General features: G+C 37.4%; 13 protein-coding genes. All 13 read left to right on the top strand.

Annotated elements, in window-relative coordinates; genetic code table 11:
• The first annotated feature begins 6 nt into the window (after positions 1 to 6).
• The 13 genes from G7062_RS08185 (at position 7) to G7062_RS08125 (ending at position 18,417) form a co-directional block, all read left to right on the top strand.
• Positions 7 to 966, top strand: coding sequence for a PD-(D/E)XK motif protein (locus tag G7062_RS08185; RefSeq protein ID WP_166065425.1), 960 nt, complete (start codon positions 7 to 9; stop codon positions 964 to 966).
• Between the two features lie 19 nt (positions 967 to 985).
• Positions 986 to 3,079 carry an AIPR family protein gene (locus G7062_RS08180; protein WP_166065424.1) on the top strand — a complete coding sequence of 698 codons (2,094 nt, stop codon included), beginning with the start codon at positions 986 to 988 and terminating at the stop codon, positions 3,077 to 3,079.
• A gap of 109 nt (positions 3,080 to 3,188) precedes the next feature.
• Positions 3,189 to 4,967 carry an AIPR family protein gene (locus G7062_RS08175; protein ID WP_166065423.1) on the top strand — a complete coding sequence of 593 codons (1,779 nt, stop codon included), beginning with the start codon at positions 3,189 to 3,191 and terminating at the stop codon, positions 4,965 to 4,967.
• An 83-nt stretch (positions 4,968 to 5,050) separates the two neighbouring features.
• On the top strand, positions 5,051 to 5,893 hold the full coding sequence (locus tag G7062_RS08170; RefSeq protein WP_166065422.1) for a DNA adenine methylase: 843 nt from the start codon (positions 5,051 to 5,053) through the stop codon (positions 5,891 to 5,893).
• A gap of 1 nt (position 5,894) precedes the next feature.
• Positions 5,895 to 7,160: a hypothetical protein gene (locus G7062_RS08165; RefSeq protein ID WP_166065421.1), complete on the top strand. Its 1,266-nt coding sequence runs from the start codon at positions 5,895 to 5,897 to the stop codon at positions 7,158 to 7,160.
• Between the two features lie 129 nt (positions 7,161 to 7,289).
• On the top strand, positions 7,290 to 8,333 hold the full coding sequence (gene hrcA / locus G7062_RS08160; RefSeq protein ID WP_166065420.1) for a heat-inducible transcriptional repressor HrcA: 1,044 nt from the start codon (positions 7,290 to 7,292) through the stop codon (positions 8,331 to 8,333).
• Complete coding sequence (gene grpE / locus G7062_RS08155; protein ID WP_240915939.1) at positions 8,305 to 8,844, top strand: nucleotide exchange factor GrpE; 540 nt, start codon at positions 8,305 to 8,307, stop codon at positions 8,842 to 8,844. The genes hrcA and grpE overlap by 29 nt, the downstream gene beginning before the upstream one ends.
• Positions 8,845 to 8,863: 19 nt before the next feature.
• A complete protein-coding gene (dnaK, locus tag G7062_RS08150) occupies positions 8,864 to 10,669 on the top strand; it encodes a molecular chaperone DnaK (RefSeq protein WP_166065418.1) in 1,806 nt (601 codons plus the stop codon).
• A gap of 28 nt (positions 10,670 to 10,697) precedes the next feature.
• Positions 10,698 to 11,819, top strand: coding sequence for a molecular chaperone DnaJ (gene dnaJ / locus G7062_RS08145; RefSeq protein ID WP_166065417.1), 1,122 nt, complete (start codon positions 10,698 to 10,700; stop codon positions 11,817 to 11,819).
• A gap of 77 nt (positions 11,820 to 11,896) precedes the next feature.
• On the top strand, positions 11,897 to 14,452 hold the full coding sequence (locus G7062_RS08140; RefSeq protein ID WP_166065416.1) for an ATP-dependent Clp protease ATP-binding subunit: 2,556 nt from the start codon (positions 11,897 to 11,899) through the stop codon (positions 14,450 to 14,452).
• A 197-nt stretch (positions 14,453 to 14,649) separates the two neighbouring features.
• Positions 14,650 to 15,492, top strand: a complete 843-nt coding sequence (locus tag G7062_RS08135; RefSeq protein ID WP_166065415.1) for a histidinol-phosphatase HisJ family protein — start codon at positions 14,650 to 14,652, stop codon at positions 15,490 to 15,492.
• A 93-nt stretch (positions 15,493 to 15,585) separates the two neighbouring features.
• Positions 15,586 to 17,499, top strand: a complete 1,914-nt coding sequence (locus G7062_RS08130; protein ID WP_166065414.1) for a PRD domain-containing protein — start codon at positions 15,586 to 15,588, stop codon at positions 17,497 to 17,499.
• Between the two features lie 90 nt (positions 17,500 to 17,589).
• Positions 17,590 to 18,417 carry a hypothetical protein gene (locus G7062_RS08125; protein ID WP_166065413.1) on the top strand — a complete coding sequence of 276 codons (828 nt, stop codon included), beginning with the start codon at positions 17,590 to 17,592 and terminating at the stop codon, positions 18,415 to 18,417.
• Positions 18,418 to 18,472: the final 55 nt, after the last annotated feature.

The following is an 18,472-nucleotide window of genomic DNA, read 5'->3' as shown; positions in this document are numbered from 1 at the left end:
GCATATATGGACATAAAAAGATTAGATGAGTATGCCGAGACCTTTAGAAGGAATAAGATTAGAACAGAAGGCGAAAATTCTGCTTTTACAAAGCAAATAATAGGCAGTAATGTAACATTGTATGCTGGGACTCATTTTGACTCCTATGCGATTGCCATAGCGACAACGGATAATGAAATTCAAATTGAGCTTGTAAGTACCATCTTCATTAAATCAACGAAGTCAGTACAAGGAAATAAGACTATGTTTTTACTTGAATTGAAAGATGAGAAGTTACTGAGCATCTTTATAACTCTCGCAGTAGACCTTGAATCAATTGTTAAAAATGAAACATCCGCAACAATACAAACCGTCTACAATCGTTACATATTGTGGTTAGACATGTTTAAACCTCTTAGAGAGGATGTTCCTGAGAATGTAATCAAAGGACTTATTAATGAATTGAATCTATTGGACAGTTATCTTTTTGAACTCTATGGACCAAACCAAGCTATTGATGCTTGGATTGGTCCGAAAATGGCTAGCAAAGATTTTACATTTGAAAGTGGAATCTGGTATGAGGCCAAGGCTATTTCATTTGGATCGGATACGGTAAAAATTTCCTCAATTGAACAACTCGATTCTGAAACAGAGGGTTATCTGGTCGTTTCGTCTTATGAGGGCACAAGTAAAGTTAACAATAAAGCAATCAATCTAAAGAGTATTTTCTCTTCAGTTATTGAAAAACTTGAAGACGAACAGAAGAAGATTCAATTTTATACTTCTTTAAGCAAGCTTGATTTAGATGTTTGTCAAATTTTAGATGATTTAAGTTATGTCAACAATTTTCGTTATATTCATCATTCGACAAAGTTCTATTTGGTGAATGATAGTTTCCCTCGACTCGTAAAAAACAATATTCCGGAGAAGGTTGTTAAAGTCGAATATGCATTATCTTTAAATAGTCTTACAGAATCAACTATCTAAAAAATCTAAGGAGATTAATATGAATGTTTACGATTTTATAAGTGATTTTACGACTGATGCTCAAGTTGAAGCAAATGTACACCAAACATCTATAGAAGAGGCTTATTTAGTTAAAATTGCTGATATGCTTGTGGAGTCAGAAGTTATAACGGATTACTTTGTTGGCTATTTTAAGAAAACAGGCCGACAAAACAGGAAAGTCGAAATTAATGGTTTTTATTATGACGATGCAGATGGCTCGTACACTCTCTTTATTGTAGATGATTTAGCATCGATGGATGATAAATTGAGGTCATCACAACTAGACAGCCTTATCAAAGGTGTTGAAGAGTTAGTTTATGTTGGTATTGAAGGAAAATACTCCCAATGGGAGGAGAGTTCAGTTGGTTTCGAGGTAGCCAGTCAAATTAACACGCTCTATAAAAATCGCGAACAATTAGAACATGATTTTGACTTAAAGAAGATAAAGATTTCCATATTAACTAATAAACAACTCTCCAGTCGTTTTAAGAATTCGAAAAGAGAAGACATTCATGAAATACCTGTTGAATACAATGTTTACGACGCGTCTCGCCTTTTTGATATGGCGAAATCTGGATTTGAGAAAGAACCCGTCAACATTACATTTTCGGATTATGGGTATGAAGGAATAAAAGGGATACTATCAACTCAAAAAGAAAATGAGTTTACAAGTTATCTGGCTACTATACCGGGAGAATTGCTTGCACGTATTTATTTGGATAAAGGAACCCAAATTCTTGAAGGGAACGTTAGAGCATTTTTGAGCGTGAGAGGTAAAGTTAACAAAGGAATTAGAAAGACAATATTAAGTGAACCGAAGAAGTTTTTTATACTCAATAATGGAATTACGGTTACCGGTGATGGTATTGAGACTATGCTCGGTGGGAACGAAATTCTCATCACAACTATCAATAATTTGCAGATTGTCAACGGTGGACAAACAACCGCTTCCTTGGCTAATGCTCTATTGAAAGACAAAGCAGATTTATCAGAGGTTCAGGTAATGATGAAACTATCTATTCTAGAGAATACTGAAGTTGCTGAACAACTTGTACCAGAAATTGCGAGAACGTCAAATTCACAAAATAAAGTCGATGAATCTGACTTTTTCAGTAATCATCCATTTCATGTTAAAATTCAGGAACTTTCTGAGAAAAATCTGGCTCCTGCTGTTGATGGGAATCAATATCAAACATCGTGGTTCTACGAAAGAGCAAGAGGGCAATATACAGTCCAAGAAATGAAATTGACTGATAGCCAAGTTAAGGCTTGGAGGCTCAAGAATCCTAAAAACCAAGTTCTTAAAAAGACAGATATTGCGAAATATTTTATGACTTTCGAAGGTGAGCCGCAAAATGTAAGTAGAGGGGCCCAAACAGTTACCAGATTATTTTCTGCGAAAATTCAAGGCAGTAATGGTGATGATGGATTGTGGTCAAAGAATTCCTCAGACATTAATGCGAAATTCTTTAAAGAGTTAGTAGCTAAAGCAATTCTGTTCAGAGAAACTGAGAAATTAGTCTCGAATCAGGAATGGTATAAAGAAATTAAGGCTTATCGTGCAAACATTGTTGCTTATTCAATTGCGTTACTTTCAAACCACGCAAAAAAAGTAAAGCTAGAGATTGATTTGAATCGAATTTGGATGAATCAGTCATTGTTTTCAGAGTTAGAATCACAACTAGAGGTTACGACCTTAGAAGTTTATAATTTTTTAACTAGAGATGATAGACTCACACAAAACGTAACGGAATGGGCGAAAAAGGATGAGGCTTGGAAGCGTGCAAAAGCATACTCTTGGACGTTCAATGATTCTTTTAATAATACTTTGCTTACTAAAGAAATTATTAAACCCAAAGATGTTACAGAAAGCACAGTTGACTCAATGAATTTCGTTGTGAATAAAGATTTAAATCTCTGGATTGCAGCAAAAGAATGGGGAATTAAGTACCTCTATTTAACACCTAAAGATGAAGCAATGCTTGATATGGCCATTGCTTTACATACTAGAGGTAAAGTGCCGACAGATAAGCAATTTAACGAGATAGTTTCTGTTTATAATTCGCTGGTAAACAAGGGGATGGAACCGTAATTCCGGATTGACAAATTTAATTTAATTTTTAGAGTATAGTAGTGGGTGATTTGAATGATAGAAATGTCACTATTATATTTGTAATATATTGCAAGGTGGAGGTCTTAAAATGGTAAAAAAAGATAATTTTTATGGAGTTATAGACAAGATATTAGATTCATTTTTAATTAGTGGAGATCAGGATAAGAAAATATCAACTGCTTTTGAAATTCTCTCATCCTCACTTATTTTTGAACGGCCTATCCTAGATATTATTGAAAATTGGTGGGTAGGAAGTAAGCGAAAAGTAAATGGTGCTTACGAGTATTCTGCGAGTGGAGAAGACGGTAAGTTGGATGGCTTCCATATTATTGAAGGTGATGAAATAATAATTGAAGGCCTTCAATGTAAATTCTCTGATAAGTTTTCGAACAGTGACATCACCGCTTTTTTCGAGAGTTTTAAGAGGTATATAATCGAACGAGAACATGTGAAAGAGGTAAATGGATATTCTGATTTATCAATAATTCAGGATAGGATAATGAAGTGTTTGAGCGTTTCCCCGAATAAAAAAGTTAAATATGTGGTATATATTTCATGTATGAATATTCCAACTCAAAAGGAAAAAACACTATATGATGAGTTCCGACGAGTGTTTGATGGAAAGTTGCATTTAATAGAGTTCAAAATTATCAGTGGGGATAAATTATATAAAAAAGTAACAGATATTCAAAATACTTTGATAAATAATATGTTTGAGGATGTTGCGGTGAACTTGAATATAGGTAATTCTTGCTATGAGACTGTTTTGACAAACCAAGGTAGCGAGGTTAATGTACTTGTAGGAACACTTTCGGGGAAAAGTATTGTAGATATGATTAACTATGAATCAGAGATTAATATTGAACTGAAAAGACTGTTTAATGGTAATGTACGTGGCTTTTTAATTGATTCTGAAATTAACAAAGAGATTACACGTACACTTTTAAATCATCCAAACGAAATGCTCTTGAAAAATAATGGTTTAGTCATTCTTTGTGATAAATTCCAAGACAATTCTGCAGGTAGTTGTAGGGTAACTAACCCTATTGTAATTAATGGTCAGCAATCGATGTGTAGTATATATTTGTCGAGACATGCGATTAAAAGTATGGACGCTGTAAAAGTTCCCGTTAAATTAATTGAAGTCGACTTAAAAAAGGAAAGCAATCTAGTATTAGAAATTGCAAAATCAAGCAATGAGTCAAACTCAATAAAAAAATACGATCTTCTGACAAATACAGATTATATTAATGATTTGAAGAAACGTTTTTCAGAGGTTGACATTCTTCTTAAAATTAAAGATGGTGAACTTCTTAATGAAATATTCATTGATAGCTACAAAGTCGTAGAGTTAGAAAAAATTCTAAAATTGTGGTCAGCTTGTGTCCTTAATAGACTGAGTTATTCTAAAAATTTGAGCACGCTCATTAATTTAATTTATAAAAGTATTTTTTCAGATTATAAATATAGCGATTTTTTTAACGACGAAATAAAGAAGGAAAAACTTATTAGCTCACAAACTGATATGATCATATTACTCAACGAGAAACTTGAATCCGAGATTGAAATGTTCTTTAAAAATAAACATTATTACCCGCATGGCGAATACATGATTTATAATCTTCTATACAATGAATCTCGAGCACTTTTAAATGACATACCAGCGAATATTGCAATCTTAAAAGACAAATTTATTAATATAGATAACAGAATTTCAGCTGCAATTGAAATAGAAAAAGAAGATAAGAAGAATAAAAATGAGCTCTATACAGATAACAACTATTTTAAAAGTACTCGTCCTTTGCAGCATGACAATAATGACATTGAAATGGATGTATCTAAGATTCTGAGTGAGATCACTTCTTAAGAAATTTATGTTAGGACGAATGCATCATATACACGCCTCATTTAATCGTGATTTATGCTATAATTCAACAAGAGGTAAACAAAATGAATAGTATTGTAAAGTGGGTTGGCGGTAAAAAACAATTGTTGCCAGAATTAAAAGAAAATATGCCGAAGAAGTATAATCGATATTTTGAAGCTTTTTTAGGTGGAGGAGCACTTCTGTTTGCGCTTAAACCCGAAATTGCGTATGTAAATGATTTAAATAGTGAGCTAATCAATTTGTATGTTCGTGTAAAAAACTCACCTAAAAAACTCATGACTATAGTTGATGATTTGGCCTTAGAATTGATCGAAGATGAAGACTATTATTATTATATAAGGCAATTAGACCGTAAAGTTGGACTAAAGAATTTAACACCTACATTTAGAGCGGCAAGATTTCTTTTTTTGAACAAAGCTGGATATAATGGGTTATATAGAGTTAATTCTTCCGGTCACAATAATGTTCCATTCGCCAAGAAAACTGAGTTGTCTTTTTATACAGAGGAAAATATCGAAAGTGTATCAAAATATTTAAAAAATAAGGAAATTCATTTCCATAACACTGATTATAAAAAATTTTTGGCAATACCTGTAGCAGGTGATTTTGTCTACCTGGATCCACCGTATATTCCGGTTTCTGAGACAGCTTCGTTTACAAGCTACCAAAAAGATGGGTTCTCTTTTCAAGATCAAATCGAATTGAGAGATTTATGTCTTGAACTAACTGAGAGAGGAGTGCATCTAATGTTGTCAAACTCTGATGTACCGAAGGTACATGAACTATATTCCAATGAATGTTTTAATATCAAAATAGTAACAGCTCGAAGAAGCATTAACTCAAATGGAGATGGCAGAGGCAATGTAAACGAGGTATTGATTACAAATTACGACTTGGAGGAATAAGATGGCAAGAGAATCTGTTGCAAAAGCATGGAAAAAGATTATCCAAGGAGAAGGCATCCTTGAAACGGTGAAAAAAGATGGAATTTTCGAAATTACCGCGGATACTATCAAGAAGTACGGTCGTGAGCCGAGGTTGATGACTAAATTTGATTTTTCAAACCAACGCCCAGAAATTTTCATTGATAATGATTTATGTATATTGTCTATAGATAATGGCGTGTATACAATTGGAAGTTTTCAAGCGTATCATAAGTTTCCATCTATTGAACATACAGAGATTCTTTATCGAGAATTACCAATTAAGCTGGAAACGCTAAATGTTGATGATGTTTACTCTGAAAGCGCAGCACTTCACGTGCTTGAAATTTCGGGTATTTTAGATGAGTTTCTTGACGAAGAATACTTTCAAACCATATCAGGGAGAATGAGAGCTGAACCATTTGATTTTCAAATCAATTCAAAGGATGATTCTAGTTTTAAATACAAAATATCCATACTAAGACCTCAAATGGAAATTGATGGAGGGTATGAATCGGAAACATCCGTCTTAGTAGTTGAGGCGAAGAATAGAAAGAGTTCAGATTTTATTGTAAGACAGCTGTATTATCCATATCGCCATTGGAAAAATAGGGTGTCTAAAGAAGTTCTTCCGATTTATGTTGTTTATGACAATGGAATCTATAATTTATATCAGTATCGTTTTGAAGATGATAATCAGTATAATTCGTTGAGACTTACAAAAACGGCTAGATACATTATAAAAAACAAAGAATCAGAAAATTATAAAACCACAATACTAAAAAAGGCAATACCTGTAACTCCAAGTGACGTGCCATTCCCTCAAGCAAACTCGTTTAATACCATAATTTCTATAATTTTGGGTGTTGAAGAGTTTACAAATGCGATTAAGATTGCAGAGTTTTTAGAATATGATATACGTCAGGGACAATACTATTTAAAAGCACTAGTTTTTTTAGGTGTTTTAGAAAAAAAAGAAAGAGCTCAATATACTTTCACCGACTTGGGAAGAAAACTACGTTCAAGCCAAGGTACTGATTTTAAAAAAATATTAGTATCTAAAGTCTTGAATTTGAATGTTTTTAATCAGGCATATGAGTACCTTCACGAGTTTGAAAAACTCCCAACTGAAGCATTTGTCATCGATTTACTTAGAATTTACCAACCTAAATTAGGTGGTTCGACACCTAAACGTAGATACTCTACAGTTATTGCTTGGATTACATGGCTAGACGGGGTTGTAGTATAATTTTTTTTGTATTAGCAGATTAATCGTCTGCTTTTTCTATATTTTAGCACTTAACCCTTGACACTGCTAAAAGCTTGTTCTATAATAGTTACAGGCACTAAAATAGTGTGTTTAGGAGGCGAGGAATTTATGTTAACACCGCGTAAAGTAGAAATATTTAGAGCGATTGTTACTGAGTTTATCAATACGGCTGAACCTGTTGGTTCGAACACGTTAATTGAGAAATTCAACTTACCGTACTCGTCTGCGACGATACGCAATGAAATGTCTGACTTAGAAAAAGAAGGGCTGATTGAAAAGACGCATACGTCTTCGGGTCGGGTGCCTTCTACAAAAGGGTATCGCTTCTACGTGGAACATCTCATGGAAGATGAAGGGAACCGCAGTGTAGAGAATGCGATCGCTCAGGTATTTTCTGATCGTCGTTTGGACATTGATGAAGCAATTCGTCAAAGTAGCGATATCATCTCGCACATGACAAATCTGACAGCAGTGGTCTTAGGGCCGAGTGCTGCGGATCAGATTCTAAAGAGTGTTCAATTGATTCCGTTGAATGAGTTGTCAGCGATGGCAGTCTTTGTAACTGAATCGGGACATGCGGAAAACCGCATCTTCAATTTTGAATCTCAAGTCAGTGTTGAAGACATTGAGCAGTGCACGGTCATCTTGAATGAGCGTCTCAAGGGTACGAAGCTCGGAGACATCGTTGAGAAGATGGAAGGTTTAAGACCAATCTTATCTGTGAAGTTAGTTCAATATGAAGTCTTGTTTGAAGCATTCGTAGGAGCATTCGTTAAGTTTGCTCAAAGCGAAGTTTACCTAAGTGGTGAGCGCAATATGCTGTACCAACCAGAGTTCTCAAATATTGAAAAGCTACGCCAGTTAATGGGGATGCTTGAAAACAGTGAGATGTGGCGTGAAATATCGATTAACCATGAAAATCTACGACTTACAAAGGGATCGCACAGTGAACTTGTATGGGTCGATGACATGGCTGTTGTCTCAAGTAAGTTTCAACTTACTGAAAATTCAGAACATCAGCTAATGGTTGTTGGGCCAAACCGTATGGAATACGGTCGAGTCGTATCACTCATTGATTACGTCTCAGAAATGGTCGAAAAAGTTTATGGGAAAGGTGGTCAAGATGAGCAAAGAGAAGACGAACAAGAATGAAACAATTGAAGAAGAGCTGGAAGTAGTCGATCCTGTAGAGGAAGAAGATGTTGCTGAAGCAGTCTCTTTGGAAGAAGAAATCATTTCATTAAAACAAGATATAGAAAATTTAAAGAATGATTATTTAAAAACATTCGCTGATACAGAGAACTTGAAAAAGCGTTTGCAACGTGAACATGAAACAGCACGTAAGTATCGCATTCAAAGTTTCGCAACAAGTATCCTTCCGGTTATTGATAACTTGGAACGCGCGTTAATCCAGGATACTTCGGATGAGGCCTTTAGAGAAGGTGTTCAAATGATTTACGAACAACTGATGGCTTCATTAAAAGCTGAGGGTGTTGAACCCATTGAAGCTTTAAATCAACCGTTTGATCCAAACATTCATCAAGCAATGATGATGGAAGAAGTGGACGGTGTTGAACCCAACATTGTGGTTCAAGAATTACAAAAAGGTTACATGTTAAAAGATCGCATTCTACGTGCGAGCATGGTAAAAGTAAGCCAATAAATTTAGGAGGAAAATTATTATGAGTAAAGTTATCGGAATTGACTTAGGTACAACAAACTCTGCTGTCGCAGTTATGGACGGTGGGGAAGCAAAAGTTATTACAAACCCAGAAGGAAATCGTACTACACCTTCTGTTGTAAGTTTTAAAAACGGTGAAAGAATTGTTGGGGATGCTGCAAAGCGTCAAGTTGTTACAAACCCAAACTCAGCAATTTCTGTTAAACGTTTAATTGGTACAAACCAAAAAGTTAATCTTGAAGGAAAAGATTACACACCTGAAGAAATCTCAGCAATGATTCTTGGTTACATGAAAGCATACGCTGAAGACTATTTAGGAGAAAAAGTTACCAAAGCAGTTATTACTGTTCCTGCATACTTTAATGACGCACAACGTCAAGCAACAAAAGATGCTGGTAAGATTGCGGGATTGGAAGTTGAACGTATTATCAACGAACCAACAGCTGCAGCCTTAGCATTTGGTATCGATAAAACAGATATTGAACAAAAAGTCTTAGTATTTGACCTTGGTGGTGGTACATTTGACGTTTCGATCTTAGAATTAGCAGATGGAACTTTTGAAGTATTATCAACAGCAGGTGATAACAAACTTGGTGGGGATGACTTTGACCACATCATCGTTGATTACTTAGTGGATCTCTTTAAGAAAGAAAACGGCATTGACTTGTCAAAAGACAAAATGGCAATGCAACGTCTCAAAGAATCAGCAGAAAAAGCTAAAAAAGACTTATCAGCTACAGTAAATGCACAAATTTCATTACCATTTATCTCAGCTGGTGAATCTGGTCCATTACACTTGGAAACAACACTTTCACGTGCTAAGTTCGATGAAATGACAAAATCATTGGTTGAACGTACACTCGTTCCTGTTCGTCAAGCACTTAAAGATGCTGGACTTACAAAGAATGATATTCATCAAGTATTACTTGTTGGTGGATCAACGCGTATTCCTGCAGTTGTTGAAGCTGTCAAGAATGAATTAGGTAAAGAACCAAACAAATCTGTTAACCCTGATGAAGTTGTTGCTATGGGTGCTGCAATCCAAGGTGGTGTTATCTCTGGTGATGTTAAAGACGTGCTACTCTTAGACGTTACACCATTATCATTGGGTATCGAAACAATGGGTGGTGTTATGACCGTTCTTATCGATCGTAATACAACAATCCCTACATCGAAATCACAAGTATTCTCAACTGCTGCTGATAACCAACCAGCTGTTGATATCAACGTCTTGCAAGGTGAGCGTCCAATGGCAAAAGACAACAAACAATTGGGTGTCTTTAAATTAGATGGTATTGCACCAGCACGTCGTGGTATTCCACAAATCGAAGTTACATTTGACATTGACGTTAACGGTATTGTAAACGTATCGGCAATGGACAAAGGAACAAACAAAAAACAATCAATCACAATTTCAAACAGCTCAGGATTAAGCGATGCTGACATTGAAAAAATGGTTCGTGATGCTGAAGAAAATGCTGAAGCAGATGCGAAATTAAAAGAAGAAGTTGAACTCAAAAACCGTGCCGAACAATTCATTCACCAAATTACAGAAACATTGGAAAATGAAGAAGCACAAGTTGATGATGCACAAAAAGAAGAAGTTACAAAATTACGTGATGAACTTCAAACTGCATTGGACAACAATGACATGGATACATTGAAAGAAAAACTTGATGCACTTGAACAAGCAGCACAAGCAATGTCTCAAGCAATGTATGAGCAACAAGCAGCGCAATCAAACCCTGAAGAGGAATTAGCTCAAGAAGATACAGTTGTTGATGCTGAGTTTGAAGAAAAAAATTAATGAAGTTTACTAATATTGGAGGGTAGATATGGCGAAAAAAGATTATTATGAGGTTCTGGGTATCTCAAAGAGTGCTACAGAACAAGAAGTTAAAAAAGCCTATCGCCAGTTAGCGAAGAAGTACCATCCTGATGTCAATAAGGAGGATGGTGCTGACGCTAAGTTTAAAGAAGTACAAGAAGCTTATGAAGTCTTAAGTGATCAAACCAAGCGTAGTACCTATGACCAATACGGTCATGCTGCCTTCGATCAAAATGGTGGAACAGGTGGCGGTGCTGGCGGATTTGGTGGCTTCGGTGGTGGTGCAGGATTTGATGATTTTGGAGATATCTTCAGTTCGTTCTTTGGAGGTGGCCAACAAAGTCGTCGTAATCCAAATGCTCCACAACAAGGTCAAGATCGCTTTATGAACATGAAGATTGACTTTATGGATGCCGTTTTCGGTGCTGAAAAGACAATCACACTGCATGTTGATGAACAATGTACAGTATGTCATGGTTCAGGCGCCTTCAGTAAAGATGATATCCATACATGTCAGCGTTGTAATGGTACAGGTCAAACTGTAACGCAACAACGAACACCATTCGGAACATTCCAATCGGCTGCAGTCTGTCCAGATTGTGGTGGTAGTGGAAAAACAATTTCGAAAAAATGTACTGAATGTCATGGCAAAGGCTATAACAGTAAAAAAGTTAATGTTGATATTAAAATTCCTGCGGGAATTGTATCCGGTCAACAACTTCGTGTATCCGGTAAAGGAGAACGCGGAGCCAATGGTGGGCCAAACGGGGACCTCTTTATAGAGATAATTGTTGGAACCCATAAATACTTCAAACGTGAAGGTAACGATATTAATATCCAAATTCCACTTTCAGTGGTCGATGCAACATTGGGAACTGAAATTGATGTTCCTACGGTTCATGGTGATGTTACCTTAACAATACCTGCGGGTACACAACCAAATACGAAGTTTAGATTGCGTGAAAAAGGAGTTAAAGACCTTCGTTCAGGCAGAATGGGCGACCAATATGTAGAAGTTAAATTGGAAGTCCCTACCAAGATTTCCCGTGAACAACGAGAGATCTACGAAACGTTAAGAGAAACGAAGGGTGAGAGTGTCTTTGACCGCTTTAAAAAAGCGTTCAAGTGATGCAAATCACTTTTCTTTCCGATTATCATTAGCACTCAACTATGGAGATTGCTAAAACAACAATGGAGGTGAAGCATATGCAAAATGATAATTTAACAGAAAAAAGCCAACAAGCGATAATGGAAGCCGTCAACTATGCATCTGCAATGGAACACAGTGCAGTGACGCCATTACATGTTATGAAGGCAATTATGAATTCAGGTGACTTGGATGTCATCCTGGAAGAAAACGGTATTGCACGGCAAGCAATTGTAAATATTACCGATGATAAACTACAAGCTTTGCCTATGGTTCAAGGAGCACAATTAACAGCTTCCTCGGAATTTGGAACCATGATGAGCAAAGCAACACAATGGTCTAAAGACAAGGGCGATACATTTGTGTCCCTCTATGCATTGTTCTTAGCAATCTTAGAGGTTGAGAATGTGTATGCATCGATGATGCCAAAAGACAAACTGGAAGCATCAATTCTTGAACATCGTGGTGGTCGTGTCATTGACACTCCACAAGCAGAAAACAATATTGATGCCCTCTTGAAATATGGTCGAGACTTGGTAAAAGATGTCCGTGATGGTAAAATTGATCCTATTATTGGCCGTGATGATGAAATTCGTCGCGTGATACAAATCTTGAGCCGTAAAACAAAAAACAACCCAATTCTCATTGGTGAACCGGGTGTTGGTAAGACTGCGATTGCTGAAGGGCTTGCATGGCGCATTATGCGTGGTGATGTTCCATTCAGTTTGAAAAACAAACAATTGATTGAACTTGATATGGGATCGCTAATTGCCGGTGCAAAATATCGTGGTGAATTTGAGGAGCGCCTCAAAGCGGTTCTTGAAGAGGTGGAAGCAGCTGATGGAAACATTATTCTCTTTATTGATGAGATTCATAATCTTGTCGGTGCAGGGAAAACAGAAGGTTCCATGGATGCTGCAAACTTACTCAAACCGATGTTAGCACGTGGTGAGTTGCACTTAATTGGTGCAACGACCTACAACGAGTATCGTCAACATATCGAGAAGGACGCCGCCTTAGAACGCCGCTTCCAACGTGTCACGGTCAGTGAACCAACAGTTGATGACACGATTTCAATTCTTCGTGGCTTAAAGGACCGCTTTGAGTCCCACCATGGGGTTAAGATTCTTGATGAGTCAATTGTTGCCGCTGCCAAGTTATCCGATCGTTATATTACCGATCGTTTCCTACCAGACAAAGCAATTGACTTGATTGATGAGGCCAGTGCTTCAATTCGTGTTGAAATGGAATCGATGCCTGAAGAACTCGATGAGTTAACACGGAAGATTCGCCAACTTGAAATTGAAGAAACAGCCCTTAAGAAAGAAACAGATGAGCGAACTCTCTTACGTCTTGATGAGATTGTAGAAGAGTTAAGCAATCTAAAAGAGAAATACAACTTACTCTTTGCCCGTTGGGAAAAAGAAAAAGATGCGCTTGATGGTGTCAAAGGTGCGAAAGAAGAACTTGAAAAAGCACGCCTTGAATTCGAACGTGCTCAAAACGAAGCCCGTTATGAAGAGGCTGCGCGTCTTCAATATGAAACCATTCCAGCACTTAAAGCACGCATCAAAGAAGCCAACGAGATGGAAAACACAGAAGGTATGATTCAAGAAGTCGTCACTGAAGAGTTGATTGCTGAAATTATCTCGAAGTGGACAGGCATTGATATTACCAAACTGGTTGCTTCTGATCGTGAGAAACTGCTCAACTTGAAACACGAGTTGGAAGTTTATGTTAAAGGTCAAGACGATGCACTGCAAACTGTAACTGATGCTATCTTGCGTTCGAAAGCACAGATTCAAGACGAAAACCGCCCACTCGGTTCGTTTATGTTCTTAGGACCAACAGGTGTTGGTAAAACAGAAGTTGCACGTGTCTTGGCACAACAACTCTTTGATGATAAGAGTCGCATCATTCGTATTGATATGAGTGAGTATATGGAGAAACACAGCGTGGCCCGTTTAATCGGTGCGCCTCCAGGATATGTAGGGTATGAACAAGGGGGACAATTGACTGAGCAAGTCCGACGTCACCCATATTCAATCGTACTTCTTGATGAAATCGAGAAAGCACACCCCGATGTATTCAATGTATTGTTACAAATCTTGGATGACGGACACATTACAGACAGTAAAGGTGTCACTGTTGACTTCAAGAATACCATTATTATCATGACCTCAAACTTGGGTAGTCAATTTGCTTTTGAGAAAGATGTTGCTGTCCGCAACAACAACTACATGCAAGTTGTTCAAAGTCACTTCAAACCTGAGTTCATCAACCGTGTTGATGAGATCATTGTCTTTAATGCATTGAGCGATGATGTTCTTGTCGACATTGCCCGCAAATTCATTGATGAACTTGCCGTGCGCATGAGCCGTCGTGAGGTTGTCCTTGAAGTAACCCCAGAAGCATTGAACATGATTGTTGCTCAAGGGAGTGATGTCACCTATGGTGCACGTCCGATGAAACGTTTTATTCAACGAGAAATCGAAACAAAGGTTGCTTATCAACTCATTGAACATGACGTCGAAGCAAATTCAATCATTCGTGTTGATGCAAACAACGGCGAATTCATTGTAACGATTGAAAATCCGACTGTGAAAATGAACTAGATTCATGAATCACATGGCTTTAAACAAAGACGATTTACCGCTAGGTAGATCGTCTTTTCTAATGGAAAAATTGGAAGATTTATCTCAAAGAAAGAGTAAATATTGGGTGTTGTGAATCGATTATTTCAAACGGAACTCACAACGTTTTCGAAAGTCATTTTCATGATATGATGGCATTAAGTTAGAAGGAGATAAGCATGACGAAAGAACTATTTGTTGATTATCATGTTCACTGTGACTACAGTGATGATTCATGGTATCCCATGGAAGATGTTGTAAATGATGCGATTGCCTTAGGATTGGATGCAATCTGTTTTACAGATCATGTTGATTATGGTGTGAAGGTCGATTGGCACGAAATGCACAAAGCGCGTATTGTTGATGGAGAACGCATCCTCAATGTCGACTACCCACGATATTTCGCCGAAATTGATAGACTCCAAGAAAGATACGGTGACATGATATCGATCAAGCGGGGTCTTGAATTTGGTATGCAAATGCATACGATTGCTTCATTCCAGCGTGTATTTGATGCTTACCCCATGGATTTTGTTTTACTATCGGTACATCAAGTGAATGATCAAGAATTTTGGACGGGTGATTTTCAAAAGGGACGCAGTGAGCACGAAAGTTACACCCGGTATTACAAAGAGATGTATGATTTGGTCTCAACCTATCACAATTACAGCTGTCTTGCTCACATGGACTTGATTCGTCGGTACTTGGATAAAGAAACAGATGCTTTTGATGCGCATAAGGCCATGATTACCAAAATACTTGAAGTCGTAATTGCTGATGGTAAGGGGATTGAAGTGAATACTTCATCACACCGCTATGGTATCAATGGTATTACGCCTTCTATCGAAATCTTAAAATTGTACCGTGCGTTGGGTGGACGCATCATTACGATTGGAAGTGACAGTCATAAAAAAGAACACTTGGGAGCGTACATTCAATCATCACGAGCGATTCTCAAGGAACTTGGATTTACAGAATACTGCACATTTTCGAAGATGGAGCCTATTTTTCACAAACTCTAAGCCAACACGTCGCAAGACGTGTTGTTTTCTTTGGACATTCAGTCTCTAACACGGCAATTTCTCTCGAAATATCGTACAATAGAAGAAAGATTAATGGGGGACATTCATATGGAGTCACTGATGACATTGTTCATGCTCTTGCATGAGGGGAAAATTGTCGATATTGCTGCAATGATTGAAAGTGTTGGAGCTTCGGAGCGAAAGGTCCGTGCGCTTTTGGGTGAGCTTCGCACAATGGGTGAGCGCAATGGCTTTGAAATACGCACCATTCCAAAAGCTGGATACTTGCTCAAAGCAACCGATGATGCCCTTTTAGAATCCTTCATTGCGCGAAATGGGCAAATGCATGTTGATGCCAGCAACCGTACGATGCGCCTTCATAATATGATGCTGTATCTCATTAACATTGAAGAAGACTATTCAAGCATTGATGAGCTTGCAGAACTTCTTGATGTAACGCGCCCAACTGTTGTTGCGGATTTGAAACTTATCGTGGATATCTTAGAGAAATATGAACTTACTTACGTGTCCAAACCTTACTATGGTATCCGTATTGAAGGTATTGAATACAACAAGAGAAACCTTCTTGCAGATATCTTCACAGAGGGCATCGGTAACTTTAGTAGCATGCGTTACTTTACAGTTGATGAAGAAGAACAAATCAAACGCATTGTCTTTAACGGTTTCTATGAAAATCAACTTTACTTTAATGAAGCCATCTTTAACGAGACAGTTGCCCATGTTGAAGTTTTTATCATGCGTATCTTTAATGCGGATGTCCACATTCGTGTCGATGTCAATCGTATGCAAATTGATGCTCCAAGTCTCAATGCCGCAAATTACATAATGACTGAGTTAATGGCAAAGTTTGGATTGCCGCTGAGCCCCAAAGAAGAGATGCTTCTCGCATTGAATATCTTTGTTATGACAAACTCATATCAATTGCCTGTTGAGATTCAAGAGAAATATGTAGCCCATGTAAAGTCGGCACTGAATGCTATTGATGGTGAATACCATACGAATTATTCAATGAATGCTTCACTCGTAAATCGGCTGACCTATCATGTCTATGCACTCTTAATCCGTATTTCATACAAGTATGAATTTAAGAATCCCAATTATGATCGCATTGGGTTAAAGCATATCTTCGCCAACCTTTTAACGATCGATTTTATCAAACACTTACCACTATTGAAATTGGAAGACTTATCACGGGATGAGTTAAGCTTGCTTTCATTGCATTTTGCTGCAACCATGAACGATGATAAGTATCGTTTTCAAATGAATGTGAAACACGTTCTTCTTGCGACGGGATTGATTGAATGCAATCCTGACTTTCTTGGTTCACGAGTTCGGATGATTTTCCCCAATGCTACATTAACAACACGATTTATGAAGCAAGTCGATGGCTTGGATTTGGATGCGTTTGATCTGATTCTACTGACAACACAACACGGCTACATTGAACGCAAAACGAAGACGCTTGTCTATGAGTTGTCACCCATTCCAACCGATGTTGAATTGCAACGACTTCAACGCGAAGTGATTTATCACAATATACGACGCCATCATGGCCAAATTAACCGCCTGCAAGAAGTACTCTTGCCAGAGCTATTCTTTATAGAGACCGATGCGTCCTTAAGCTATCAAGATATTGTGCTTAAGTATGCAGGTATTATGGAATCGAAAGGATATGCGCGCGAAGGATTTCGAGAATCGGTAGCTCAGCGAGAATCAATTGGATCGACCTTGTACGTGTCTGGTGTAGGGGGCGCACATGCGATGGACTCTTTTACCGTTGAAAATAGCGTCGCAGTTGTACGTGTTGCAAATGGCCGACAAAGCAAAGATGATGGAAAGCTCATTTTTATCTTCAATATCATGAGAGAATATTTTTCTGTCTATCAAGAAGTTGCTGAATTGTATACAAGCATTCTCATCAGTCCTAAAATATTGGAGATATCTTCCTATGATGAATTGATCATTTATATTAATGAAGTTATATAAGTAAAGAAGTTACAAAATAGCTTTGCAAATGTTTGTCTGTATAGGAATCCCTCACTGTGAGAAACTAGTATCACAGAGGGGGATTCTTCTATGACAACAGTTACAAACTTACTTGAAATATTTGACGAAAATGAAATTATTCCAATGGATACAATTATGAATACAATGGATTTAAGTGAACGACGCACACGTAACCTGATTGGTAAACTAAAAAAACTTGGCCATGGTTATGGTTTTGAGATTAAGACGGTTACCAACGCTGGTTATAAACTTATCAAGACAAATGATTCACTTTGCAACAAACTTTACGATGCTCATGTATTTAGTGACCTTGGTTCAATTGGTGAAATCAAGCTCATGAAGACATTAGCACTCCATATTATGAATGATATTTCAGGTGAGACACGGGTCGATGATCTTGTTTGTGGTACTGGAATGAGCCGCGAAGAGGTCTTACATGTACTGCGTTCGTGTCGATCACGCCTTGCAGAATTTGACTTGATGCTTAATCTTGATGGTGAGAGCGTTACAATTGATGGATGTGAATATGATAAGCGCGTTCTTTTAACGACAATGATTACAGATGGCGATACTCCAGCTACGCTTTTGAATTTGCTTCCAAGCCATACAGGTGAGCTTGTTATGACCATGTTGGATGAGGCATTTGCTCAAAACAATTTAGTAATTCGTGAAAGTGGTAAAAAAACATTAACTGCAGCAATTGAGGTTATGTTGATGCGCTCGTATCAAGATCAAAAGATGCGTGATTTCTACATTAATATGTTATTGGTTGACTATCGTTGTGACAATGTTGCCAAGACATTGATTCATGCACTCCAGTTTGTGTTTAATTTAGAATTCTCAAAAGAAGAGAAAAATGCATTAGCATATGCAATTCAAGATATTGTGATGGTTTAATATATATAATAGAAAAAGCGGCCTGTTTTAAATAACAAGCCGCTTTCTTCTTGAA

It is taken from the genome of Erysipelothrix sp. HDW6C, from assembly GCF_011299615.1.
In the GTDB taxonomy this organism is placed as follows: Bacteria; Bacillota_I; Bacilli_A; order Erysipelotrichales; family Erysipelotrichaceae; genus Erysipelothrix.
Note: the sequence above shows the minus strand (reverse complement) of the source record. Positions and strands in the feature narration are given on the sequence as shown.

Coding starts and splice junctions, on each gene's coding strand:
- G7062_RS08185 (WP_166065425.1), top strand. CDS start 7: ATGGACATAAAAAGATTAGATGAGTATGCCGAGACCTTTAGAAGGAAT.
- G7062_RS08165 (WP_166065421.1), top strand. CDS start 5,895: ATGGCAAGAGAATCTGTTGCAAAAGCATGGAAAAAGATTATCCAAGGA.
- dnaK (WP_166065418.1), top strand. CDS start 8,864: ATGAGTAAAGTTATCGGAATTGACTTAGGTACAACAAACTCTGCTGTC.
- G7062_RS08140 (WP_166065416.1), top strand. CDS start 11,897: ATGCAAAATGATAATTTAACAGAAAAAAGCCAACAAGCGATAATGGAA.
- G7062_RS08130 (WP_166065414.1), top strand. CDS start 15,586: ATGGGGGACATTCATATGGAGTCACTGATGACATTGTTCATGCTCTTG.
- dnaJ (WP_166065417.1), top strand. CDS start 10,698: ATGGCGAAAAAAGATTATTATGAGGTTCTGGGTATCTCAAAGAGTGCT.
- G7062_RS08180 (WP_166065424.1), top strand. CDS start 986: ATGAATGTTTACGATTTTATAAGTGATTTTACGACTGATGCTCAAGTT.
- G7062_RS08175 (WP_166065423.1), top strand. CDS start 3,189: ATGGTAAAAAAAGATAATTTTTATGGAGTTATAGACAAGATATTAGAT.
- grpE (WP_240915939.1), top strand. CDS start 8,305: ATGAGCAAAGAGAAGACGAACAAGAATGAAACAATTGAAGAAGAGCTG.
- G7062_RS08135 (WP_166065415.1), top strand. CDS start 14,650: ATGACGAAAGAACTATTTGTTGATTATCATGTTCACTGTGACTACAGT.
- G7062_RS08125 (WP_166065413.1), top strand. CDS start 17,590: ATGACAACAGTTACAAACTTACTTGAAATATTTGACGAAAATGAAATT.
- hrcA (WP_166065420.1), top strand. CDS start 7,290: ATGTTAACACCGCGTAAAGTAGAAATATTTAGAGCGATTGTTACTGAG.
- G7062_RS08170 (WP_166065422.1), top strand. CDS start 5,051: ATGAATAGTATTGTAAAGTGGGTTGGCGGTAAAAAACAATTGTTGCCA.